The following is a 26,118-nucleotide window of genomic DNA, read 5'->3' on the forward strand; positions in this document are numbered from 1 at the left end:
ACATTTAGCAAAATTCTCAACAGGCTGTTTTTATACCTCTTAACTGGTATTTGTCTGTTTTTTATCTCCACAATCTCAGTTATAAATATTTTAAAAATAGTTACTTCTGCTCTGCGTCTCGAATCATTTCTATACCCTCTTGAATATTGAGTTTGTCTTTTGGTAAAAATCCTTTTACAATTAAAACAACACCACAGATAATAAGGACCACGCCTAGTCCTTTTTTAACTAGAAAAATACGTTTTGGTGTTAGTTTTTTACGCAGTTGTTTCGCTAATACTATTTTTATAAGATCTGTTGCGAAATAAGCGGCCATTACAGTCGTAAAAAATACAAGTATTCTATCATTGTTATTTTCTAAACTTGGCCCTACGATAATAATGATGCCTAACCAAAAAACGAGTACTCCTATATTTATAAAGTTCAGTAAAAAACCTTTTACAAATAAACTAACATAATCACCACTAGTGACTTTTACGTTTTCATCCCGCAATTTTACTTGCTTTTTTTTAAAGGTGATAATACCATAAACGAGTAAAATAACACCTCCAAAAACATATAGCCCCGGCTGATTACTTAAATTTTGAAGCAATTGAAAACTACTGAAATAAGCTATTGTTATAAATATAATATCTGCCAATATAACGCCTAAATCAAAAACTAATGCGGCTCTAAAACCTTTGGTAGCACTGGTTTCTAAAAGCACAAAAAAAACAGGCCCAATCATAAAGCTTAAAAAAAAGCCCAATGGTATTGCTGCCTGTATATCGTCTATCATAAATCGTATTTCTGAAAATTCTTTATAGCTAATAAACTACTTCTCTATATCTTTTAGTTTAGAATTCACTGCAAAGAAAATACTTAAAAGGATGCTTTTAAGTAGGTATAAATTAGTAAAACTACATTCTTTTTATAGTGCCTCCAAAAACTGTTTTTTCATCCATTTTCTTGGGATCTCCGTAAACTAAAACTTCTCCTCCGGCTTTAACACTTGCTTTTACGTAATTAACGGCATATATCTCTGCTTTAGAGCCCGCATTTACATTTACGGTGGTGAAGTTAGTTTTAAAATTTTTCCCTTGGTAAATGCCTCCTGTGTTAATCATTACATCTTGATTATCCGAAAAACCTTTCGTAGTAATAATACCACCAGTAACAGTCTTTATCAGTAATTGTTCAACTTGTGTGTTGATGATTAATTCACCACCCTCCTGTGCTTTTAATTCTAATAAATCTTGTTTGATCACGTCTTTATTAACAATTTTAGCATCTTCGTTAACATCAATAGTGACTAATTTTTCTGTATAGTACAAATCAATGAAAGTCCGGTACCCACTAAAAATTTTTACAAATTCCATACGTAATTTAAGCACTCCATCGCTATTTACAATGACCACTTTATTGGTATTTGCGCCCGTAATAACCGCTTTATTTACGTCTGATTTAATCAAATTTATAGATAAACCATCAAATGCTTTGATAGTTGTAAATTTTTCAAGATTTTGAATTATTTTTTCGTTTTGCGCTTGTATAGTAACGAGCGTAAACACCGAAAAAATAAGAATCAAAAATTGTTTCATTTTTTTGTTTTTAGGTAATTGTATTCATTACTAAACAAATTCTGTTCCAAAGTACAAAAAATACCTACTCTGCCTTACCAATCAAAGTAAAATCGAGATGTCTTTTTACTAAATCGGTATTTTTTACCATGACAACTACTTCGTCGCCCAATTGATATACTTTTTTAGTCCGCTCCCCTATAATAGCATATTGCTTTTCATCAAAGTTGTAATAATCACCTTTAATGTCGCTAATACGCACCATTCCTTCGCATTTATTTTCAACGATTTCTACATAAATACCCCAATCAGTAACACCTGAGATAACCCCAATAAATTCTCTGTCTTGATGGTCTTGCATAAACTTAATCTGCATGTATTTGATAGAATCACGTTCTGCATTAGCTGCTAAAGATTCCATATCAGAAGAATGCTTACATTTTTCTTCAAAAACCTCTTCTTTAGCGGTCGCTCCGCCATCTAAATAATGTTGTAATAATCGATGTACCATCACATCAGGGTACCTTCGAATTGGTGACGTAAAATGGGTATAAAAATCAAAAGCCAATCCGTAATGCCCAATATTATCCGTAGTGTAAATAGCTTTACTCATACTGCGTATGGCAAGAGTATCTACTAAATTTTGTTCTCCTTTCCCTTTTACATCTTCTAAAAGTTGATTTAAAGAAGCACTGATAGATTTTTTATCTTTAAAATCTAATTTATGACCAAAACGAGATACAATACCGTTTAATGCCATTAATTTTTCTTCATTGGGTTCATCATGAACTCTATATACAAATGTTTTTTTAGGTTTTTGCTTCCCTATAAACTCTGCTACTTTTTTATTGGCTAACAACATAAACTCTTCAATAAGTTTATTGGCATCTTTAGCTTCTTTAAAATAAACACTTTCTGGTTCTCCAGCTTCGGTTAAATTAAAACGCACTTCTACTTTATCAAATGAAATTGCGCCTTCATTCATTCTTCTAGAACGCATTATTTTAGCTAATTCATCTAATTTTAGCGTTGCTTCTACTACATCATTGCCAACTTTATACGCATTTCCACGGATAGAAATATCCTCAGGAATGGTGTTTTGTTTAGTTTCTATAATATGTTGCGCTTCTTCATAGGCAAAACGCTCGTTCGAGTTGGTTACAGTTCTACCAAACCATTGATTAATAACATAGGCTTTTTTATCGATTTCGAAAACTGCGGAAAAGGTATACTTTTCCTCATTCGGTCGTAAAGAACAGGCATTATTAGATAATATTTCAGGCAACATTGGTACAACTCTATCTACTAAATAAACAGATGTGGCTCTTTCGTACGCTTCATCATCCATAATGGTATCAGGTACTAAATAATGCGATACATCTGCAATATGAATACCAATTTCATAGTTGCCATTTTCTAAAACTACAAAGGAAAGTGCATCATCAAAATCTTTCGCATCTTTGGGATCTATGGTAAAAGTGAGCGTTTCGCGCATATCTCGGCGCTTCGCTATTTCTTCTGGTTTTATTCCAGTGTCTAAAGTATTTGCATATTGTTCTACTTCAGCTGGAAATTCATAAGGCAATCCGTATTCTGCTAAAATAGCATGAATTTCAGTATTGTGTTCGCCAGGTTTTCCTAGAACGTTCGTTATTTTCCCAAAGGGAGAGTCTGTTTTATCTGGCCATTCTATAAATTCAACAATAACTTTGTCCCCATTATTAGCCTCATTGATATGTTCATTAGAAATAAAAAAATCGGTATACATTCTAAAATCGGAAATACGAACAAAAGCAAATGTTTTTTGCAATTCTACTACACCCACAAAACTTGTTTTGTAACGTTCTATAACCTTAGTAACTTCGCCTTCTAATTTTTTACCCTTTCTACGTGGATACACATAAACTTGAACGGTATCTTTATGAAAAGCTTTATTTAATTTATTAAAGGGTACAAAAACATCATCTTCAAAACCTTCAATGATGATATAGGCATTTCCTCTGCCCGTTACATCAACCCTTCCTGTATGGTAACTTTTTGTAGCTTCGATGGCTTTATATTTACCACGAGACTCTTCTAGTATTCTTTTCTTTTCTTTTAATTCAACGAGTCTTTTTATTAAATCATTGCGATCTGAGGCATTTTCAATTTTTAACTTAGCTGCAATCTCCTTATAATTAAAACTCTTATCAGGTGCTGCTTCAAGTACAGTAAAAATACCTTTGGTAATTTCGCGTTGTTTTTGATTTGAAGCGCTTTTTTTTTTCTTTGACATTAATTTTTTAAATTTTTGGAAAATTACAAATTATATTCCATAGCAGTCATTAACTAGGGAGTAAACTAAATAATTTCTATTTTCTATTGACTTATAAACAAGTATACTATTTATATTTCTTTTTTTTTAAATTAAATTAAATAAATGGTGATTATTATAGCTTGTTAATAGCGAGTATAATTATTTTTAGATAAACTTGATTTGTATTGATAAAAGAGTTTATTGAAAACTTATACCCTATATTATATTTTAAAAATCAGCGATTTAAACAAGTTATGAACCTATCTTAATAACCTATTTAAACATATAATTTTTAATAAGTAAATGTAAATGAATTGTTAATTTCTACTGAGTGAGGTATGAATATCTTCTTTGTATTCTTTTAGAAGTTTAAAGGAAAAGTATCAACTAGTTTTGTAATTCACTTTTTAAAGTTCTTATAAAAATTTACTAGTTACTTTTTGTTATCATGTTATGAACAGAATACAAATCTTCCTAATACGCTAAGAAACAACAGAACTAGCTTTTTAATAAATTTTTGTTGTTAATAACCTAAATTCTGTTGTGAAAGCATAGGTATTTGTACATTTACGATATCTTAAATATTACATTATGAAAATTTCTATTGGTAACGATCATGCGGGTACGGAATACAAATTAGCTATTGTTGGGCTTTTAAAATCGATGCATATCGAGGTTAAAAATTATGGTACGGACAGTAATGACAGTGTAGATTATCCAGATTTTGTGCATCCAGTTGCAAAAGATGTAGAAGCAAATGAGGCTGATTTTGGGATTATTATTTGTGGAAGTGGTAATGGGGCTAGTATGACGGCAAATAAACATCAAAGAGTACGTTGTGCTTTATGTTGGAATAAAGAAATTGTGTCATTAGCACGGCAGCATAATGATGCTAATATTCTAAGTTTACCGGCGCGCTATATTTCATTAGCACAGGCATTAGATATGGTACAAACTTTTTTAGAAACCGGTTTTGAGGGAGGTAGACATGAACGAAGAGTGGAGAAAATAGCCTGTCAATAAGTATAAATACCTTTAAATTATTTTAGTACCCATAACAAATCGTTCTATCTAACTAAATTCCCTAATGCTAACTATCAAAGTAAAAACCTTTCAAGAACTTTCGACCCTAGAATTGTATGCTATTTTACAATTGCGAAGTGAGGTGTTTGTGGTTGAACAAGATTGTGTGTATCAAGATGTAGACGACAAGGATCAGAAAGCATTGCATGTCATTGGTTTTAAGAATAACAAAGTAGTAGCGTATACCCGTATTTTTAAACCAGGTGATTATTTTAAAGAATCTAGTATTGGTCGAGTGGTCGTTGCATCTTCAGAACGCAAATACGGCTATGGGATCGAAATTATGAATGCCTCAATTTATGCGATTCAAGAACATTATAAAGAAACTAGTATTAGAATTTCAGCCCAAACATACCTGCTAAAATTTTATTCTTCATTAGGTTTTAAAAAAGTGGGAGAAGAATATTTAGAAGATGGTATTCCACATGTTAATATGATAAAATAAAAAAGCACCTATTTTCATAAGTGCTTTTCTAATTATTGGTTTTAAATGCTAGCTATAGTTTAATAGGCTCTTTATTAGATAGGTTAATATCTTCAAGCATCATATCGGTAAATTTATAATGACCTTTTGTGGTGATGATTCGAAAGCGATTTGATTTCATTCGGCTTATGGTATCTAAAAACAACCATTTACTCTTTAATAATCTTGGTTTTTTAGATTTTAAACTGATTTCAAAGTAGTATTTTCTACCATTTTTTATAGCTACAATATCTGGTGTTATTTTTGAATCGGTTCCTTTTCTTAAATAAGATTTTGGGATGTCGTATCCCTCCATATCAGCTTTGATTTGCTCAAAGCCAGTGGCTTCTAAATGTTGAATAGATTTTTCTAAAAAGGCCGAGTTTTGTGTTTTATCTGATGCTGTCATAATTTACAAAGTACAAAAATTAAATGAAAAATAAAAGTAAAATAGATTGATTAACAGCGGATTAACAAAAAGACGAGACTTGTTTGCTAAAGATTAAACTTAAAACCACGTCTAAGTTCTTATAATTTTATAATTTGTTCCTGTCAAAAAAGCACCATCTATGATTCAAAATACCATAAAAGCGAGCTTTATTTTTTTAGCTATTTTTTTCCTCTTTAGTTGTACGTCTAAAATTGAAAACACCGATTATTTAGTAGATGAACTAGAAGCTATTAAAAAAGAATTTGCTCCAGATAAGCGCGTGGCCTTGCTGGAAATTGATGTGGAAAAAATTGATACTACTTATGTTTTGAAGGGTGAAAGTAATTTACCTCATGCTGTAGAAGTTTTTAAAAATAACCTGAATAAGGCTAATATTAGTTTTATAGATAGCATTGAACTACTTCCTTCATCAGCCTTAAACAATAACATTTTAGGTTTGGTGACTATTTCTGTAGCTAATTTAAGAAGTAACCCAAAACACTCCGCGGAACTTGCTACTCAGGCAACCTTAGGAACACCGGTAAAGATTTATAAGAACGACGGTAGTTGGTCTTTAATACAAACCCCTGATAATTATTTGTCTTGGGTTGATAATGCAGGAATAGTTCCCATGACACCAGATGATTTTGAAAATTGGAAGGGCAGGCCTAAAATTATCTATACCAACATCTTTGGAAGTACCTATTCAGCGCCGGACACTAGTTCACAAGTAGTTTCAGACATTGTGGCGGGTGGCATTTTAATCCTTGTAAGCGAAGAAAGCGATTTTTACAAGGCTGAATATCCGGATGGAAGAATGGCATATATAAACAAAGCGGAAGCCGAAGTTTATGAGCTTTGGTTATCAGAAACAAATCCATCAGAAGAAAATTTAGTAGCCACTTCAAAACAATTAATGGGTTTGCCTTATTTATGGGGAGGTACTTCTACAAAAGGTGTGGATTGTAGCGGCTATACCAAAACAATTTATTTTTTAAACGGAATTATTTTACCCAGAGATGCATCACAACAAATACATACGGGTGAGTTAATAGACGAAAGCGAAGATTTTAAGAATTTAAAACCAGGTGATTTATTATTTTTTGGTAAAAAAGAAACCGATACTAGTGCAGAAAGAGTTATTCATGTAGGCATGTGGATTGGTAATAACGAGTTTATACACTCATCTGGTCAGGTACGTGTTAGTAGCGTGGATAAAAATGCAGCTAATTTTGATGCCTATAACCTAAACCGTTATTTACGTACTAAGCGCGTGGTGAACAGTACAACAGGTGCATTTATTAATTTAACGAAAACACCTGTTTTTACAAATTAAATTTTATTTCCTTGAGAGGTCTAACTAGTATAATTTTTGAATAAACCTAGCGTTAGTTTTCTTTGAAGGAGTAAGGCTTAGCTAAAAAAACTATTTAGGGTTGAATTGATTTTGCCAAAAGGGCCATGAAAGTAGTTCTCAATCTTCAGGCCAAGCATAAGATTTTTTCTTAGCACCGGGGTTTTCAATGAAGGACATAACAGACCAAAAACACCAATCAGCATATAAATAAGCTTTGTGAACTTGTTACCTACAAATAAAACAAGTTTTGTAGCACCTGGATCTTCTCAATGTAATAGTAAATGTAGTCCGTTTATTTTTTATGCCATCTCCTATACAGCTAATCAATACGGAGATATAAATAATTATAGAATGATTGGTATTTTTGCTTGTGATTTGTTCTAGAAAGAATTATAGCCTAGTGCTTTCTAAGCCATCAATTTTTGGGATACTTTCATGACCCACATCTTTTGTTGGTAGGCATTATTTATTTTTGAATAATAAGACACCAATGCATTACTCCAAGAATCGTGTTTTTTTAGATAAACATACCGATAGTTATTTTCTGGATTAATAAAATAACTAGCATTTAGTCCCTGAGAGTTTAAAAGCTTTACAAAGTTATTTGCATTTTTAGCACTAGCAAAAACATTAGCAATTATATAGTAGCCACCATCAACACCTGACACTTTGTAGCTTTGTACTTTAGGAGTTATAGCTACAGCCATATTATCTTTAGTAATCACATTTTTTTGTAAATTAGTAACACTGTATTTTGAGGATTTTTCTCTTATTTTTTGACTATTTTCTGCATAGGCAGTGTTGTCATAAGTAGAATTGTCAACATTCATAATCCATTTTTCGCCAGTATACTTCTGATCTACATTCGATGCATAAGAAGCCATTGCGCCATCTAAACTTTGATCATGTTTTAAATACACGTAATGCAATCCGGTTTTTTTGTTTTCAAAATAATCTGCTTCAATTCCCTTTGCTTTAAGTTCATCTATAAACTTGTGCATATAATGGGTATTCTTGTATACGTTGGCTACCACATAATAGCCATCACGTACCCCTTCTAAGTTTCTAAATTTTCTACTTTTAATAGATTTGCTTTTGGTAACTTGAGTAAAGGCATCTTTTTCCTGTTCTGGTACAATTGTAGTTTTTACGCTCGTGCTTTGAGGTATTGCAGTTGTAGAAGCGACAACAGTTTCTTTCGTGGTTTCTTGCTGGTCTGCGGCAGGTTTTTTGTTATTAGATGCGAGGGCAGCAGTATTATAATCTTCGGTATTTTTTGTCTCATTCGATGCCAAGCTTGTAGCATCTTGTGTTTTTAAGTTATTGAGTAAATATATTTGTTTTGCTTTTTCTTCGATTTCTGGGTTTTCCCCATTGGTTTCTCTTCGCACCATGCGCATAACCATATCAAAGCGGCGTTCTAAATCACTATTTCTACTGGCCTCAATAGAATCTTGTCTAAACATAAGTTCAGCTAAAATTTCATTGTTTTCTGCTAGGGCTTTTCTTAATTTATCAAGTTCTTCATCTTTTGAACTTAAAGGCATTACATCTTCTAGAGTGTTTTCTACCAGTTCATTGTCGTCTTCAAACAATACCCGATCTTCAGTTAGGTTTGGTGTAATAGAGTAGGCAAATGATATTTCATGGGTAAGACCGAAATCTGCAAAATTGTTAGACAAACCTTTCTCCATGGTATAGCCAAGGGACAACCTTTTACTAAGGTTAAACCCAATACCTGCCGAAGCTCCAAAAAAGTTATCATAGCCCCCTTGAACCCAACCCAATTTAGGTAAATCTAGTATTAGACTTCCACCCAGAATAAGATCACTGTCTGCAATTTGGTATTTTTCACCCCCTTTTTTAATCCGCGCCAAAGGCATTAAACGACCCCCTTCAAGAATGCCATTTCCATTTTCAAACTGATGGGTATATTGGATATGTCCTGAAAAGGTTTTATCTGCGAACTCAGTAAGTGAGCTACTTGTTTGTAAGTTATAATCGAAAAGGTTTTCGGCAAAAACGCCAAAGTCGAACTTGCCATATGAAATATTAAAACCTGGTTGAAAGGTCAATAAATTACTATCAGGAATGCCATTTAATAAGGGATCGTTTGGATCTACAGTACTACTTCTGCCTCTGTCAAGGCCACTGCGGTAATATGAAACGTTTGCACCAAAGGTAAAATTACTTTTATCGCTTAACTTAACGCCATAAGCGTAGTTGGCAAGTACGCCATAATTACTAATGGCACCAAATTGTTGTGTAAACAAACTTAGACCCAATCCAGTTCTATCGTTGATACGACCACTGTAACTTAAAAAATAGGTTTGAGCATTATCGTTGATCGTTGCCGATTGGTTTCTATGCAGTAAGTTAAAATACGATTTATCTTCCCGAACCGTAGAAAAGGTTGGGTTTATTAAAAATCGATTAAATTTTAATAGATTCTGACCAGGCATATCATAAGTTAAAAAAGGATTGCTATCCTGCGCATTAACTTTGAGTAGTGCTAGTAGGCCTATAAAAATAAAAAGTAAACTCTTCTTAAACATATTTTAGATACTGGTTATTGAATAACGGTTACTTGATAACGGTTATTGTTCCTTGTTTCAATATTTCACTGCCTTTTTTAATGGTGTAATAAAAAACCATATTTTGAGATGGAAATTCGGTGGTTGATTGTGGCCAATTATTTTGATAATCGGTTACATTAAACACTTCTACTCCTTGACTATTATAAATGACTACGCCGATATCGGCCTTTTTAGAGTAGGTATTGGGCAATAACCACGAGTCGTTAATACCATCACCGTTTACTGTTATAACGTTTGGTATTCTAAATGTATCTTTATAGGTAACTGTAATTTCTTTAAGGACTACACAGGCATCAATATAGGCTTTCAGCATATAAGTACCTTCTGTTGTTAAGGTAACAGAATTACTGCTACTTATGCTAGTGTTGGCGGCATCAGTCCACTCATAAGCAGTACCACCGCTGGCAGTAATTGTTTTAGAGCTGCCCTCTGGGAAAACTACGGCCGATGGGGTGTCTAAGCTTATTAAGGTGGCGTCAAAGGGCTTAATGGATATTTCATTTGAAGTTACTGGGCAGCCCCCTCTAGAAATAACCAATTGGTATATTCCAGTGTCTGTTGTCATTAAGGTGGCGTCTGTTGTGTTGATGCTAACACCATTTTTAAGCCACTGGAAAGTTTCTCCTGTTAAATTGGTAGCAGTGCTTATATTTATTGGATCTGTAGTATTACAAACCGTTAAATCACTTGCCGTAATTTCTAGAGTTTCGCTGGTAGTTAAAACTACACTTAAGCTGTTTGATACCATGTTAAAAGCATCTATACTTGCTTCTAAAACATAGTTTCCATTTTCTGATACATCGCTTAGGCTTAAACTTGATGTGGTTCCTCCACTAACAGCAGCACCATCTTTTTTCCACTGGTAGCTTAAGGCAGTCTTTAGGTCTGCGGTGACATCGATTTTTGTACCATTTGGTGCTACGGCGTTAATAGCAATAACATCTAAACCAATAGCACTGTTTTTACAATTTTCATAGGCTGTGGTGTAATTGGTACTAAGTTCTAAGCTCGCAGGAGCAACAACTGTTGTGTTTTTCGAATTTGTGTTGGCTGCACAGGCGCCACTTTGGCTTACTTGTACATAATACACCCCGCTCTGAGTTGTGCTTAAACTACTATTGGTTGCGCCCGATACAGCACTTCCGTTGCGATACCATTGGTATGTTGGGCTAGTAGCAGTAGTGCTAATACTTAAAGACTTAGTTTGTCCAGGAAGTATAACGAGGTCTAAGGCATTATTTTCAGTTATAGTAAATTCTCCTGTTTTACTAATGGCTACGGCCGTTGTTGTTTCAGAGCAAATGCCGTCACCTTCAATTTTTACAGTATAATCTCCATTAAAGTTAGCAGCGTTGGTATCTATGTTGTACGAAAATTTTCCTTGTGTTTTAGGACTTACGACTGTTCCATCTTTATACCAGGTGTAAAAAATAGCCGCATTATTTAAGGTAGCCTCTAATGGCGCCGCTGCTTCTCCAGCACAGAATGAAGTCTGTGCAGGTGTATTGATAGAAATACCGATTTTTGTCCCCGCTTCTACCGTAATTAAGTTCGATAAGGTTCCTGCCGAACCAGAACAAACTGGACCATAATCAATTTCAACGGTGTACATACCACTATCAGAAACTGCGATAGAGGGTCCTTTTGCGGCTAGTATGGTAGAACTTTTTCTCCATATATATTGGTAGGTCTCGGCATTTGGCACGTTATCTACGGCTATGACGGCAGATCCACCATCGCATACAGATATTTTCCCATTTCCAATAACGCCACTGCCGTTTTCTGTTATTCTAATCGGGCTTTTATAATCAATATAGTACATATTGTAGCCTATGGTAGAAGGGCTGTATAAAACAGGACTTGTACTTTTTACTCTGAGCTTGTAACCGCTCCCTCTAGTATTCGTGGGGAGTACAAATCTGATATTGAAGTCAGTGCTATTATTTTTATCAGTGATGGTTGTTAGGGCGGTTGGATTCGTAAAATCGCCACTGGCATTAGAAAGTTCTAGAACAAAATTATTGTCACTATTTACATTTGGACTTGCTACCCAAGTAAAATTGACAAAATATTCGTTGAATGTGGCAGAAGCACAGGCCGAAGTCCAAGCGCTACCACTTCCACCAAAATTTGGGTTTTTTATGGGCGTTGGCGTATTTAAGGTTTGCGCTATGAGCCCAAGGCTAAATAGCAGTAGTGCAAAGGTTAAAACGAGGTTTTTTGAGTGCATAGTAGGGTTTTTCATGAGTTCTAACTTTAGGTTAGCATTTGGGATTGTAGCGCTAATACGTTTGGTATTCCTTCAAATTACAGTTCAACTGATTTTTTCGACAACACACCTCCAGTTAGCTCTGCTACAGGAATTAACACCAAATATGGTATTTTATAAAGCATTACAATATTTTATGTTGTAGCTGGGTTTAAATATGTTGTGAAATACATTTTTTATAGGGTCTGCCTTTTTTTATATCGAGCTATCCTTGCATTTTTGCTACCTTTGCAAGACAAAATTTTTGTAATGAGTGATGTGTCAAAGTCTCTAAATTTTATAGAGCATATTATTGAAGATGATTTATCAAAAGGTTTCTCAAAAGATAAGCTGCGTTTTCGTTTTCCACCTGAACCTAATGGGTATTTACACATAGGTCATGCTAGTTCTATCTGCTTGAATTTTGGTTTGGGGCTGCGTTATTCGGCTCCAGTAAATTTAAGGTTCGATGATACCAATCCTGCAAAGGAAGAACAAGAGTATGTAGATGCGATTAAAAGAGATGTAGCATGGTTAGGTTTTACTTGGGATAAAGAGCTATATGCATCTGATTATTTTCAGCAGCTGTATGATTGGGCCATTAAACTTATAAAGGAGGGTAAGGCCTATGTTGACAGCCAATCCTCAGAAGACGTGGCAATTCAAAAGGGAACACCAACAGAGCCTGGTACCAACAGTCCGTTTCGAGATCGTAGTATCGAAGAAAATTTAGCTCTTTTTCAGGATATGAAGGCTGGAAAATACCAAGCGGGAGAACATGTACTACGGGCTAAAATAGACATGGCATCAAGCAATATGCTCATGCGAGATCCAATTATTTACCGCATCTTACATAAAGCACATCACAGAACAAATACCGATTGGTGTATTTATCCGATGTACGATTGGACCCATGGAGAAAGCGATTATTTGGAGCAAGTTTCGCACTCCTTTTGTACCCTTGAATTTGCAATGCACAGAGAGTTGTATGATTGGTTTTTAGATCAGGTCATTGAACCGAATAAGGTACGCCCAAAGCAACGAGAGTTTGCACGAAGAAATTTTAGTCATACGGTGGTAAGTAAGCGAAAATTACTTCAATTGGTTGAAAAAGGTGTCGTTACAGGATGGGATGATCCAAGAATGCCTACTATTTCGGGTTTAAGAAGAAAAGGCTATACGCCCGAAGCTATTGTGAATTTTGCAAATACAATCGGGATTGCAAAGCGCGATAATGTTGTGGATGTTTCATTGCTAGAATTTTCTATTCGAGAACATTTGAATAAAATTGCACCTCGAGTAATGGCTGTTTTAGATCCAGTAAAATTGGTAATTACGAATTATCCAGAGGGCCAAGAAGAATGGTTGGAAGCAGAGAACAATCCTGAGGATGAAACGGCAGGCACCAGAGAAGTACCTTTTTCTCGAGAATTATTTATTGAACAAGAAGATTTTAAAGAAGAAGCGAATAAAAAATTCTTCAGGCTTAAACTTGGTGGAGAGGTTCGCCTTAAGAATGGCTATATTATTAAAGCCGAGAGCTGTACTAAAGATGCTGATGGTACTGTTACAGAAATTCAATGTACCTATGACCCTAAAAGTAAAAGTGGTAGTGGCAATGAAGAAAGTTTACGAAAAGTAAAAGGTACTTTGCATTGGGTTAGTATTAAACATGCGGTTACTGCCGAAATCCGAATGTACGACCGCTTGTTTACCGATGAAACTCCAGACCAACATAAGGATAAAGATTTTATGGATTTTATTAATCCAGATTCATTAAAATGTATTACCGGCTATCTGGAACCAAGTTTGCAAAATGCAAAAGTTGAAGATATTTTTCAATTTCAACGTATTGGATATTTTAATGTAGATAAGGATAGTACTGCTGAGAATTTAGTTTTTAATAAGACCGTTGGGCTAAGAGATACTTGGGCAAAAATCCAGGACAAACACTAGAATAGATTTCTGTTATTAAAAACAAAATAACGATTGGTATTTATTATTTAAAACGACGTCTTACGGTAAGTTTTAAGAGCCTTTTAAATGGTAACAATACGAATGGTGTCCTAGTGTTGTCAAGTGCTCCTTAATCAATTTAAAATGTTTTTTTTGCATTTTTAATGAGATGCCCTAGACGATGAAGCGCTTAGTCGGCTATTGGAGTGATGTGAAAGGTATTGAATTTTAACCTAGTGTTTTTTGTGAGGATTAGACTCCTTTTTTTAAGAATTTTACAGGCGTAAAAAGCTGTTCTTATGATATGAGGTATAAATGAGGGTTTTGGGTTTATCTAGACCTTAGCTGTTTTACCTTAGCAATTCTTTTTCCTGAATATTTTCTCATCTAGTGTAAAAGGAAAATCATGGTATTGATGTGCGTCGTTTGAAAAGAATTTCTGAAGTAAGGGAGATGCAACATCCTATAAATAAAAAATCCGATTGATACCAATCGGATTTTTTGTACTGATGTTTCTCTAAACCTTAGTACGGTAAAATCATTTATGAATTTGATTATTCAATAAATACTTCTTATTACACCTGTTATCTTTTAAGTTTTATGAAAAGGTGCTATTATCTATTCCTTTTTTTTAGGAGGCAAGCCTTTATTTTTCTTCATGCTTTCACCAATCATATTACTTGCTGTAAACGAAGCAACCATATTATTCAGCATATCGCTTCCTGCTTGAGGTGAATTAGGCAACAGAATTAAATTGGCATTGGTATGTTCTCCTATAGATTGTAAGGTATCATAATGTTGGGTAACCACAATAAGGGCAGAGGCTTCTTGTGAATTTATCCCTACTTTATTTAATACTTCAACGGATTCTTCTAAACCTCTAGCAATTTCTCTACGCTGATCTGCAATACCCATACCTTGCAAACGTTTTGATTCAGCTTCGGCTTTTGCTTTTTCAACAATTAAAATACGGGCAGCATCACCTTCAAATTGGGCTGCGATTTTTTCACGTTCAGAGGCGTTAATACGGTTCATAGCTTGTTTTACCTGGGCATCAGGATCGATATCGGTAACCAAGGTTTTGATAATATCGTAACCGTAAACAGACATGTATTGTTGCAGTTCGCGTTTAACAGCAATGGCAATATCATCTTTTTTAACAAAGACATCATCAAGTTTCATTTTTGGAACTTCCGCTCTGACCACGTCGAAAACAAAAGAGGTTATCTGCTCATGAGGATATTCTAATTGATAAAACGCGTCGTATACTTGTTCTCTTAGAACAACATATTGTACCGAAACTTTTAATTTTACAAAAACATCATCTAAGGTTTTGGTTTCAATGACTACATCTAATTGCTGAATTTTTAAACCCACACGGGCGACAATTTTATCCACAAGCGGAATTTTCATATGTAAACCAGATGTTCTAACGCTCTGGAATTTTCCAAAACGTTCAATGATTACGGCGGTCTGCTGTTTTACAGTAAAAAAAGATGAGAATAAGATAACCAAAGCAAATAGTACTAGTGGTATTAATAGAAAATTCATAGGTTTTATTTTAAGTTATGGAATGAAGTTACAAACAGTTTAGTACATAGGTATATACTTTAACATTATTGTTACATAAGGAGCGTTAATTATGTTAAAACTGCAATGGCTGTTTTTATTCTTTGCATAGTCGGTTCTTTGCCTATTAGGGCAATGATGTCAAAAATATGAGGTCCTTTCATGTCTCCGACAATAACCAATCTCAACGGTGGCATTACTTTTCCAAAGGAATAGTCTTGTGAAGTTATCCAGTCTTTTACAATTCTTTCAATAGTTAAGGAAGAGAAGTCTTCAATAGCATTTAAAACAGGAAGCAAGTTGTTCATAATTTCAGAAGATTCTTCTTTCCATTGTTTTTTAACGGCTTTATCTTCATAGAAAGTTGGGCCAGTAAAAAAGTAATTGCTTAACTCCCAAAAATCTGAAACAAAAGTGGCGCGCTCTTTTATGAGGCTAATTATTTTTTCTAAGTGATGCGCGTCTTGGTTTAAAACACCGTGTTTTGAAAGTAGCTCTTGAAAGGCAGGAATCAATTCGAAATTATTTTTTTCTTGCAAATAGTGCTGATTATACCATTTGGTTTTATCAGGATCAAAACGAGCACCGGATTTTTGAACGCGTTCTAAAGTAAATAGTTCAACCAATTCTTCTAAAGTAAATACTTCTTGTTCTGTGCCAGGATTCCAACCTAATAATGCCAAAAAATTAATGACAGCTTCTGGAAAATAGCCTTTTTCTTTATACCCATCAGATTCTTTCCAAGATAAAGGGAACACGGGGAAGCCTAGTTTCTCTCCATCACGTTTGCTTAATTTTCCCTTCCCAACGGGCTTCATGATTAGAGGTAAATGAGCAAATTCTGGTGCCTTCCACTCAAAAGCGTCATATAATTGTTGGTGTAGGGCTAAGGATGGCAACCATTCCTCACCACGAATAACATGTGTAATTTCCATTAAATGGTCATCAACTATATTAGCTAGATGGTAGGTGGGCATGCCATCACTTTTAAAAAGAACTTTATCGTCTAGAACATTGGTGTCAATAATCATGGTGCCTCGGACGGTATCTAACAAGGTTAATTTTTCGTCGGGTGGTGTTAAAAAGCGAATAACATAGTCCTCTCCAGCAGTTATACGTCTCTGTACTTCCTCTGGCATCATTGACAACGAATTATCTAATTTTAATCGATTATGCCAGTTATATATAAATGTTTTTCCTTGTTCTTCGTGATTTTTTCTGTGGAAATCTAATTTTTCTGTGGTATCGAAGGCATAGTATGCTTTTCCCCTCTCTATAAGTACATCAGCATATTTTTTATACAAGTGTTGACGTTCGCTTTGTCGGTAAGGGCCAAAGGCTCCTTCTTTTCCCGGTCCTTCATCAAATGGTATCTGGCACCAATTTAAAGCGTCGATGATATATTGTTCAGCGCCTTGAACATACCTGTTTTGGTCTGTATCTTCTATGCGAAGAACAAATGTTCCTTTATTTTTTTTGGCAAATAGGTAATTGTATAGTGCAGTTCGGACGCCACCAATATGTAGTGGGCCAGTGGGACTTGGTGCAAAACGAACACGAATTTTTGTGGGCATAGCTTGTAATTTAGTGTGTAAAGATAATTAATTCAAATGGTGTAGTTGAAGAATACGGAAAGGTCTGTAGGGTTTAATTAACTAAAATTTATATTTTTTTTATTCGGTATGAACTAAATTTATATTGAAAATTGTTTTATGAATGGCTAAGGTTCTTTTTTCCAGTATCTTAGCAAAAAAAATGGTAGCGTTTGAGTAATTATATTAGGATACAAGACAAATTACAGGGCTTTATTAAAAAATATTATACACTTCAGTTGGTAAAAGGTGTTATTCTTTTTTTGAGTCTTGGAGCTCTTATATTTTTCTTTGTGGTCAGTTTAGAGTATTTTTTGTGGTTAGGATCTGTAGGAAGATTAATGCTTTTATTGGTGCTGGGGGCGTTCGAAAGTGTTTTGTTGTACAGATATATTCTGGTTCCTGTGTTATATTTATTAAAACTTAAAAAGGGACTAACGGATAGTACTGCATCGAATATCATAGGGAAGCATTTTCCTGAAATTAATGACAAGTTGTATAATTTGGTAGATCTAGCTGGGCAGCCTAAACAATCTGAATTGGTAGTGGCAAGTATTGAACAACGATCAAAAGGCATGGGATCCTTTAATTTTTCAAAGGCCATTAGTTTTAAGGGAGCATTTAAACATTTAAAATATTTGGGTGGCCCTTTGATTATTATCGCATTGTTGTGGTTGTCAGGTAATATTAGTTCTTTTTTTGGTAGCTATGATCGAGTACTCAGTTATAATGTTGGGTTTGAGCCACCAGCTCCTTTTTCATTTGTCTTAATTACCGAGAAAATGACGGTTTTGGAAAAGGAAGACCTTACGCTAAAAGTGATGACTGAGGGTAAAGTTCGACCAGAGGAAGTTTATGTTGATATCGACGGTACAGAATATAGGATGCAACAAAGTAATGGTTATTTTACCTATGTTATAAGGTCTCCTTTAAAATCTAAGAAGATCAGGTTTTTATCCGGGGAACTCAAATCTCGGGAGTATACCTTAAAAGTTTTGGAAACACCTGGCATTTTAGATTTTAGTTTACACTTAGAATACCCCAAGTATATTGATAAACAAACTGAAATAATCAAAGGGGTTGGGAATGCCCTTATTCCTGAAGGGACCAAAGTTAACTGGCGTATAGAGACGCAAAATACCAATACAATTCAGCTCAAAGTTAGAGATACAGCCTATGATTTTAATACCGAAGAGAGTCAATTTTTCTTGACTAAGGTAATACGCAATTCTATGGAGTATGCGATAAGTACATCAAACCAAAATGTGATTGATTTTGAAAGTTTAGAATATTCTTTGAAAGTTATTAAGGATGAATATCCATCGATTCAGGTGCAAGAAGTATTAGATTCTTTACAACCCAATGTGCGTTATTATAAAGGGCAGATAACGGATGACTATGGGGTGAGCGCTATTTCCTTGGTTTATTTTGAAACGGATCGACCCGATAAAATCATTAAAGTGCCGTTGAACACGATTGGGGGAGTAACGGACTCTTTTTATTATACCTATCCCTCTGGTATGGATTTACAGGAGAATATTCCTTATAGTTTTTACTTCGAAGTTGTTGATAATGACGGAGTTAATGGAAGCAAAGCTACGAAAAGTAACACCTTTAGGGCATCATTGTATGATGAAAATTACTTAATGGATAAACAATTAGAAAATCAACAAAGCTTAATTTCTAATTTTGATAAATCAGTTGAAAAGTTTAAAACACAAAGCAGGTCTTTAGAGGAATTAAATAAAGATCAAAAAGAAAAATCTGAATTAAATTTTAATGACAAACAAAAGGTAAATAGGTTTCTAGAAAATCAACAGGTTCAAGAAGCTCAAATGCAAAAATTTTCGAAGCAGCTGAGGGAGAACCTTGAAAATTTAGAAAAAGAAGATGAGCTAAATGAATTGCTTCAAGAACGGTTGGAACGTCAAGAAAGGCAAGCTGAAAAGAACAAAAAGCTTTTGGAAGAATTGCAAAAGGTGGCAGATAAAATAAATAAGGAAGAATTATCAAAACGTTTAGATGATTTGGCTAAAAAGCAAAAAGGGGCTCAACGTAATTTAGAACAGTTGCTAGAGTTAACGAAACAGTATTATGTAACTGAAAAAGCTTCTCAATTGGCAAAGGATTTAGAAAAGCTGGCGGAAAAGCAAGAATTGCTGTCTAAAATGAAAATGCTTGATTTTAAAGAAGAGGATGCGTATGAAAATCAATCTAAATTAAATCAAGAATTTAATGAGTTGGATAAGGGCCTACAAGAATTAGAAAAAGATAATGATGATCTAAAGAAACCATTGGTTCTGAATATCGATGAACAATTATCTAGGGATGTTAAGGCAGATCAAAAGTTGGCTTTAGAGGAAATTAACAAACAACAAGGTGTTGAACAGTCATCCGAGTCAGGAATAAACCAAACAGAAACTAATAAGGCAGCGAAAAAACAAAAATCGGCAGCCGATAAAATGAAAGAAATGGCTGCTCGCCTGCAACAATCGTCGTCCGGTGCTGGTGGATCGTCAGTGGCCGAGGACGCTGAAGTATTACGCCAAATTCTAGATAATTTAATTGTTTTTACCTTTAAACAAGAGAATCTATTAGAGCAGTTGACAAATGATGAAGGAGCTTTTAAAAATCAAGCCAAGGCTATTTTGGAACAACAAGAACTGAAAGCCTTATTTTCCCATATCGACGATAGTTTATTCGCCTTATCCCTAAGGGTTCCGGAGATATCGGAAAATATAAACACCGAAGTGTCTGAGGTGTTTTATAATACGGATAAGGCCATGGAGGCTATTTCTGAAAATAATATGTTCCAAGGAATATCCTATCAAAAATATGTGCTAACTTCTGGCAATACCCTTTCTGATTTGTTGGCCTCCATTTTGGAGAATATGAATCAGAGTATGCAATCAGGGAAAGGAGAGGGTCAAGGGGAAGATTTTCAATTGCCGGATATTATCAAAGCCCAGAGTAAACTAAATAAGGAAATGGAGAAAAAAGGTGAGGGTTCTTCATCTTCTCAAGCTAAGAACGGAAAGGATGGAGAAGAGGGTACTGAAGGAGAAGGAACAGCGAAAGGAGAATCAGGTTCAAATGGTCAAGATGGTAAGGAGGGTCAGCAGGGTAAAGGGCAAAATTCTACAAAGGATGGGCCATCTGGGACAGGAGAAGGAGGCAAGGGAGAATCCCAAGGCAAAGGGAACAAGAATGGTGCTAGTGGCAATGGTGGAACTGGGGGTCAGGGGATCTCAGAAGAGGAAATGAAAGAAATCTATGAAATTTACAAACAACAAGAATTGATCAAACAAAACCTGGAAGAGCAATTGAATTCCTTGATTGAAAATTCCGATCGTCAATTAGCCCAAAAGTTATTGCAACAGATGACAGATTTTCAAAATAATTTATTGGAAAATGGAATAACGCAAAGTACAATAGAAAATTCAAAGACAATACAGTATCAGTTGCTTAAGTTAGAAGGAGCTGCTTTAAAGCAAGGGAAGAAAGACGAACGTGAAAGCGATCGAGCAAGAGTAAATTTTGCGAACCCAATCACCACAAAACCCAAATCCTTTATGGATTTTCAGCAAGAAGAAGAGATTTTAAACCGACAAGCCTTACCTTTGCGCCAAAATTTTAAAAAGAGGATAAAAGAGTATTTTAAAAATAATGATTGAATTTAATTATGAGATAGATTTTGAAATTAGTAATGAAGTCTACTACACAGATTGGATAACTAGGGTTATTTTATCTGAAAAGTTTGAAGTGGGTCCTTTGTCCTTTGTCTTTTGTAGCGATGAGTACTTAATTGATATAAATATTCAATATTTAAATCATGAAACTTATACTGATATTATCACTTTCGATTATTGCGAAGGGAATAGGGTTTCAGGAGACATCTTTATATCTTCCGAAAGAGTAGAAGAAAATGCACGAAAGTATGAGGTTGGATTTGAAGAAGAACTTTTACGGGTTATGGCTCACGGGCTGTTGCATTTAATGAAGTATAAGGATAAATCTGTAAAGGATAGTGAAGAAATGAGACTAAAAGAAGACGAAAAAATAAAATTGTTCCACGTGGAACATTGATGCATATGTTTGAAAAAGAGTACGATGTAATTGTAGTTGGAGCAGGTCATGCAGGTTGCGAAGCAGCAGCAGCGGCAGCCAACATGGGGTCGAAGGTTTTATTGGTAACCATGAATCTTCAAACTATAGGACAAATGTCTTGTAATCCAGCGATGGGAGGTATTGCTAAAGGCCAAATTGTTCGAGAGATTGATGCATTAGGAGGGTATAGTGGCATTGTGTCTGACAAATCAGCTATCCAGTTTAAAATGTTGAATAAATCTAAAGGGCCCGCGATGTGGAGTCCAAGAACTCAGAACGATAGAATGCGTTTTGCAGAGGAATGGCGCATGGCTTTAGAAAACACTCCGAATGTAGACTTCTATCAGGAAATGGTTTCTAGCTTGGTGGTTAAAAACAATAAGGTCATCGGGGTGACTACTTCTTTGGGTTTAAGCATTTATGCGAAGAGTGTTATCTTAACGAATGGTACCTTTCTAAATGGCTTAATTCATATTGGTGATAAGCAACTGGGAGGGGGTCGAGCAGGAGAAAAGGCGGCTACTGGAATAACGGAACAATTATTAGGTTTAGGTTTTGAAAGCGGTAGAATGAAGACAGGAACACCCCCTCGTGTGGATGGTAGGTCCTTAGATTATTCTAAAATGATACCCCAGCCAGGAGATGAACATCCGGAAAAGTTTAGTTATTCTCCAACGAAAAAACTAAATTATCAGCGAGAATGCCATATGAGTCATACTAGTGCCTTGGTGCATGATTTATTAAGGGAAGGATTTGATAGATCACCTATGTTTAATGGTAGAATTAAAAGCTTAGGACCAAGGTATTGTCCGTCTATAGAAGATAAAATTAACCGATTTGCAGATAAGGACAGCCATCAATTGTTTGTGGAACCTGAGGGCTGGGATACGGTTGAGGTTTATGTGAATGGGTTTTCAACCTCACTGCCGGAAGATGTTCAATTTAAAGCCTTACGCTCTGTTGTTGGGTTTGAAAATGTGAAGTTTTTTAGACCGGGCTATGCTATAGAATATGATTATTTTCCACCAACGCAGTTAAAGCACACCTTGGAAACTAAACTAGTGTCTAATTTGTATTTTGCAGGGCAGATTAACGGTACAACAGGGTATGAGGAGGCAGCCTCACAAGGCTTAATCGCGGGTATAAACGCGCACCAAAAAATTAATGAAAAGGAAGATGTAATTCTTAAAAGAGATGAGGCTTATATAGGTGTTTTAATTGATGACCTTATCACGAAAGGAACGGAAGAACCGTATCGTATGTTTACTTCAAGAGCTGAATATAGAACTTTGCTTCGTCAAGATAATGCAGATTTGAGATTAACGCCGAAGGGATTTGCTATTGGATTGGCGAGACAAGATCGATTGGCACGTATGGAGGAGAAGTTAGAGAAATCCGAAAAGTTTATACAGTTTTTTAAAGATACGAGTGTATTGCCGGATGCTATAAATCCTATTTTAGAGGATGTGAATTCTGCTATCGTGAGTCAATCAGATAAGATGTTTAAGTCTTTCTCTAGGCCCAATGTGACTATGGAACATATGCTAAGCTTGCCAGAAGTTGCTAATTTTGTAAAAGAGAATGATCTGAATAGTGAGGTATTAGAGCAGGCTGAGGTACAGATTAAATATGCGGGGTATATTGCCAAAGAAAAAAATAATGCAGATAAGTTGCATCGTTTAGAAAATGTAAAAATACCAACTGATTTTGATTACGCTAAATTAAAATCTTTGTCAACAGAAGCGCGACAAAAACTGGCTAAGATTCAACCTGTAACTATTTCTCAAGCTTCTAGAATTAGTGGAGTTTCGCCGAGTGATATTAGTGTCTTATTAGTTTTTTTAGGGAGATAATGGCATCATTGATAGATTAAAAACCTCAATTGTTCCACGTGGAACAATTGAGGTTTTTTGTTTTTGTAGAAGAATAGTGAGCAAGTTAAGCTTTTGGTTTGGCTACTATTGTTTCGGTAAAGAATAGACGCAAAATAACAAAATAAATGTTGTAAAAGAGCTGGTAATTGTGGCTATGTGAAGTACAAAATCGTAGTCTTTAAAATATATTTGGTCCTTAGTATTGTGAGAGGCTACCTGTCGTTTTTTAAGAAAAGTTGAACAGGCGTATAACTTGCTTTATCGTTTTGAGGCTACAAGCCGAAGCATGTTGGGTAAGTCAACAACGAATAAAAGCCCGGGTAAGCTAAGAATAAAGCAATGAGGTACAGACTAGCGCTTCAATTGTTGCTTTGGTTAAGCTGAAGGATCTGACTGTATATTGTTTTGTACTAATGGTGTTTAATTGAGGTAAAAGTTTCGGTATATCTTGAGCTGTTACATTTGTAATGTTGCATTAGCATATTGGACTGATTTTTGATGTTAAGTATACATAAATACTGTAAAATTTTCATGAAAAAGGTGATTAGTTTTTTGCTGTTATTAGCTATGGTACATTCCTGTATTCCGCTACGCATTGCTCCTAGAATTGATGATTTTAAGCTTGTAAAAGGCAAGAAGTTTAAACGAAGCTTGCCAAAGCGTTATATGTTTGTTTTTACAGATACAAAAGAAGCTGATGAATTTTACGGCTTTATCAACGCGAAGTTTAAGCTACATCATAACGGTGTTTACGATGATGTTCCGTTTAAAATAGTCGAGGATCAATTTTTCTTTTCATTTTACGAAGTGGCTATTTCGGATAAAAACATAAATGTAGTTACGCCATTTTTAGCGGCTGTCGGAAATAAACTATTAGAAGTAGGTGACGAACCTGCAAGCATATTTAATACTGATACCAGGGTATTGCGAACTAGTCATTATTACATTGCCATAGAAGTATATTCCGATGATGAAAATGATTGTTTAGCTAAAGATTCAGTTTCAAAGGAGGCTGTTTTAAACTATCTTAGCGCATTAAAAAAACAATATTTAGCTACGCATAATTATAATGAAGTGTTATTTACAAACTAAAGACTATTCAGTTTCGAGAGAAGAGTTTGAACTCAGGCATGACGAAAACCTCGATATGCTTGTAACTTTTCCCCAGCCCGAAGATGTTGAGAAATACTACGAAAGTGAAGATTACATTTCTCATACAGATGCCAAAAAATCGCTAACAGAAAAAGCCTATCAAATAGTTAAATCAAAAAACCTTCAACATAAGCTTAGAATTATAAATCGACATGCAAGCACGAAAAAATCTATTTTAGATGTTGGTGCTGGAACAGGAGATTTTCTAAACTATGCCAAAAGAAATTCGTGGCAAATTAGTGGCGTGGAACCAAACGAGAAAGCGCGAAAAAAGGCGGCAGAAAAAGGCGTTTTTTTAAACGCAGGTATCGGTGAATTGAAGGACAGAACCTTCGATGTTATTACCCTGTTTCATGTGTTGGAACATCTACCCAACTTAAACCATCAAATTTTTAGTTTAAATAATTTGCTAAATCCAGGAGGTGTTTTAATAATAGCTGTTCCTAATTTTAAATCTTTTGACGCTGCTTATTACAAAGAACATTGGGCTGCTTTTGATGTGCCTAGACATCTTTGGCATTTTTCTCAAACGTCTATTTCAAAATTATTTACGAAGCACAGCTTATATGTGAACAAAACCTATCCTATGATTTTTGATGCTTTTTATGTTTCGCTATTATCAGAAAAATACAAACATAAAAGACAAGGCTACTTTGCTGCATTTTGCATTGGCTTATGGTCAAATATCAAAGCATGGTCTTCGGGAGAGTATTCTTCTTTGATTTACGTTATTAAAAGGACCAAACAGTGATTTTAAGCCTGTTTAAGCAAGTTTATTCTATTAGACTTAAGGATTTGTTGTTTGGCGAGAGAAGATGAATTTATAAGCACCTTAGAGTGGCTTTTTGGATTGTAAATCCCAATTAAAAAATAAAAAACAATAGATATTTCTTATAGTTGTTTTATGTGAACTATTCACGGGTCGCTTCAAGGAGCTGTTCTTTATGATTTTAAAAATCTTCTTGTACAGCGTTAAATGATAATTAGAAATCAAGATGAACTTTAAAGTAGGATGCAAAGTCAAAATGTTACACTTTGACTACCCAAAATAAGATTGATGTTAGAAGGCTGAGATATCTTATCATCAGGTACTTTATGTCTAAAGAGCCTTTTTAAATTACTTGTTGCGCTTTAGCACCAAACTTTTGCAATAAATCCAAAAGCTTTTCTATTTTTGCGCAACATTTAAAATTAAAAGATGAAAAAAATAATTATGGCATTTGTAGTTTTTACTGCACTATCATGCCAAGAAAGTAAAATTGGCTTTATTGACAATCAAAAAATAATGGCTGATTACCAAGAGAAAAAAGACGTTGAGGCTAAATTTCAAATCAAGGTTGATGCCTTTTCAAAAAAGAGAGATAGTATTTCACAATCTTTTCAAATGAGAGGACAGGCCTTTCAGGTTCAGGCACAAAAAATGTCACAAGCTCAAGTAGAAGAGCAATCCGCTCAATTTCAACAAGAAGGTCAGTTTATTGGCCAACAGTTACAAAAGGAACAAGAACAACTACAAATGCAAAACCAAACCGAAATGGATAGCATTATCAGTAAAGTAAAAAGAGAAATTCAGGCATATGGTAAAGCCAATGGGTATTCTTTTATACTAGGTGGCGGTGATGGTGGTAGCGTTTTGTACGGTGAAGAAACAAAAGACGTAACGGCACCAATATTAAAAGTGCTTAACGATAAGTACAAAAAATAAGTATTAGTTACTTTTTAAAATAAATAAAGCCTCAAATTTCTTTGAGGCTTTATTTATTTTAAAAACAGCTAGCCAAAGCAATTCCTTTGTTTTATAGGGCAAAAGGCGCACAACAGCGTTTTAGTGTTTG

General features: G+C 34.8%; 18 protein-coding genes. 10 read left to right on the plus strand and 8 right to left on the minus strand.

Features of this window, described 5'->3' with window-relative positions; translation table 11 throughout:
• Positions 1 to 100: 100 nt before the first annotated feature.
• The 3 genes from GQ45_RS10650 to rnr form a co-directional block, all read right to left on the minus strand.
• A complete protein-coding gene (locus GQ45_RS10650; protein ID WP_047417665.1) occupies positions 101 to 778 on the minus strand; it encodes a LysE family translocator in 678 nt (225 codons plus the stop codon).
• Between the two features lie 121 nt (positions 779 to 899).
• Positions 900 to 1,580 carry a head GIN domain-containing protein gene (locus GQ45_RS10655; RefSeq protein WP_047417666.1) on the minus strand — a complete coding sequence of 227 codons (681 nt, stop codon included), beginning with the start codon at positions 1,578 to 1,580 and terminating at the stop codon, positions 900 to 902.
• A 64-nt stretch (positions 1,581 to 1,644) separates the two neighbouring features.
• Positions 1,645 to 3,834: a ribonuclease R gene (gene rnr / locus GQ45_RS10660; RefSeq protein ID WP_047417667.1), complete on the minus strand. Its 2,190-nt coding sequence runs from the start codon at positions 3,832 to 3,834 to the stop codon at positions 1,645 to 1,647.
• A 612-nt stretch (positions 3,835 to 4,446) separates the two neighbouring features.
• Between rnr and rpiB the strand changes: the two genes are divergently transcribed.
• Together rpiB and GQ45_RS10670 are read left to right on the plus strand one after the other, a co-directional pair.
• A complete protein-coding gene (rpiB, locus tag GQ45_RS10665) occupies positions 4,447 to 4,878 on the plus strand; it encodes a ribose 5-phosphate isomerase B (protein ID WP_047417668.1) in 432 nt (143 codons plus the stop codon).
• A gap of 64 nt (positions 4,879 to 4,942) precedes the next feature.
• Entirely contained in the window at positions 4,943 to 5,383 is a 441-nt protein-coding gene (locus GQ45_RS10670; RefSeq protein ID WP_047417670.1) for a GNAT family N-acetyltransferase, read from the plus strand.
• A gap of 52 nt (positions 5,384 to 5,435) precedes the next feature.
• On the opposite strand, the gene GQ45_RS10675 is transcribed toward GQ45_RS10670, so the two are convergent.
• On the minus strand, positions 5,436 to 5,810 hold the full coding sequence (locus tag GQ45_RS10675) for a hypothetical protein (RefSeq protein ID WP_047417673.1): 375 nt from the start codon (positions 5,808 to 5,810) through the stop codon (positions 5,436 to 5,438).
• Between the two features lie 160 nt (positions 5,811 to 5,970).
• Here GQ45_RS10675 and GQ45_RS10680 point away from each other — a divergent pair, with 160 nt between their 5' ends.
• Positions 5,971 to 7,167: an SH3 domain-containing C40 family peptidase gene (locus GQ45_RS10680; RefSeq protein WP_047417676.1), complete on the plus strand. Its 1,197-nt coding sequence runs from the start codon at positions 5,971 to 5,973 to the stop codon at positions 7,165 to 7,167.
• Between the two features lie 428 nt (positions 7,168 to 7,595).
• On the opposite strand, the gene GQ45_RS10685 is transcribed toward GQ45_RS10680, so the two are convergent.
• Together GQ45_RS10685 and GQ45_RS10690 are read right to left on the minus strand one after the other, a co-directional pair.
• Positions 7,596 to 9,743, minus strand: coding sequence for a type IX secretion system membrane protein PorP/SprF (locus GQ45_RS10685; protein WP_047417678.1), 2,148 nt, complete (start codon positions 9,741 to 9,743; stop codon positions 7,596 to 7,598).
• Positions 9,744 to 9,771: 28 nt separating this feature from the next.
• Positions 9,772 to 12,030, minus strand: a complete 2,259-nt coding sequence (locus tag GQ45_RS10690; RefSeq protein WP_047417680.1) for a gliding motility-associated C-terminal domain-containing protein — start codon at positions 12,028 to 12,030, stop codon at positions 9,772 to 9,774.
• A 273-nt stretch (positions 12,031 to 12,303) separates the two neighbouring features.
• Here GQ45_RS10690 and GQ45_RS10695 point away from each other — a divergent pair, with 273 nt between their 5' ends.
• Positions 12,304 to 13,989, plus strand: coding sequence for a glutamine--tRNA ligase/YqeY domain fusion protein (locus tag GQ45_RS10695; RefSeq protein ID WP_047417684.1), 1,686 nt, complete (start codon positions 12,304 to 12,306; stop codon positions 13,987 to 13,989).
• A gap of 618 nt (positions 13,990 to 14,607) precedes the next feature.
• Here GQ45_RS10695 and GQ45_RS10700 read toward each other — a convergent pair.
• Entirely contained in the window at positions 14,608 to 15,540 is a 933-nt protein-coding gene (locus GQ45_RS10700; RefSeq protein ID WP_047417685.1) for an SPFH domain-containing protein, read from the minus strand.
• A gap of 89 nt (positions 15,541 to 15,629) precedes the next feature.
• Positions 15,630 to 17,132, minus strand: coding sequence for a glutamate--tRNA ligase (gltX, locus tag GQ45_RS10705; RefSeq protein ID WP_047417690.1), 1,503 nt, complete (start codon positions 17,130 to 17,132; stop codon positions 15,630 to 15,632).
• A gap of 191 nt (positions 17,133 to 17,323) precedes the next feature.
• Between gltX and GQ45_RS10710 the strand changes: the two genes are divergently transcribed.
• From GQ45_RS10710 to GQ45_RS10735, 6 genes are all read left to right on the plus strand, one after another.
• Positions 17,324 to 20,824: a hypothetical protein gene (locus tag GQ45_RS10710; RefSeq protein ID WP_047417692.1), complete on the plus strand. Its 3,501-nt coding sequence runs from the start codon at positions 17,324 to 17,326 to the stop codon at positions 20,822 to 20,824.
• Entirely contained in the window at positions 20,817 to 21,236 is a 420-nt protein-coding gene (ybeY, locus tag GQ45_RS10715) for an rRNA maturation RNase YbeY (RefSeq protein WP_047417693.1), read from the plus strand. Before GQ45_RS10710 ends, ybeY begins: the two co-directional genes overlap by 8 nt.
• 5 nt (positions 21,237 to 21,241) lie before the next feature.
• A complete protein-coding gene (gene mnmG, locus GQ45_RS10720) occupies positions 21,242 to 23,110 on the plus strand; it encodes a tRNA uridine-5-carboxymethylaminomethyl(34) synthesis enzyme MnmG (protein WP_047420320.1) in 1,869 nt (622 codons plus the stop codon).
• Between the two features lie 552 nt (positions 23,111 to 23,662).
• Entirely contained in the window at positions 23,663 to 24,223 is a 561-nt protein-coding gene (locus tag GQ45_RS10725) for a hypothetical protein (protein WP_047417695.1), read from the plus strand.
• On the plus strand, positions 24,201 to 25,034 hold the full coding sequence (locus GQ45_RS10730) for a bifunctional 2-polyprenyl-6-hydroxyphenol methylase/3-demethylubiquinol 3-O-methyltransferase UbiG (protein WP_047417698.1): 834 nt from the start codon (positions 24,201 to 24,203) through the stop codon (positions 25,032 to 25,034). Before GQ45_RS10725 ends, GQ45_RS10730 begins: the two co-directional genes overlap by 23 nt.
• Before the next feature lie 447 nt (positions 25,035 to 25,481).
• On the plus strand, positions 25,482 to 25,988 hold the full coding sequence (locus GQ45_RS10735) for an OmpH family outer membrane protein (protein ID WP_047417700.1): 507 nt from the start codon (positions 25,482 to 25,484) through the stop codon (positions 25,986 to 25,988).
• Positions 25,989 to 26,118 lie beyond the last annotated feature (130 nt).

The sequence above is a fragment of the Cellulophaga sp. Hel_I_12 genome (assembly GCF_000799565.1).
Lineage (GTDB): Bacteria > Bacteroidota > Bacteroidia > Flavobacteriales > Flavobacteriaceae > Cellulophaga.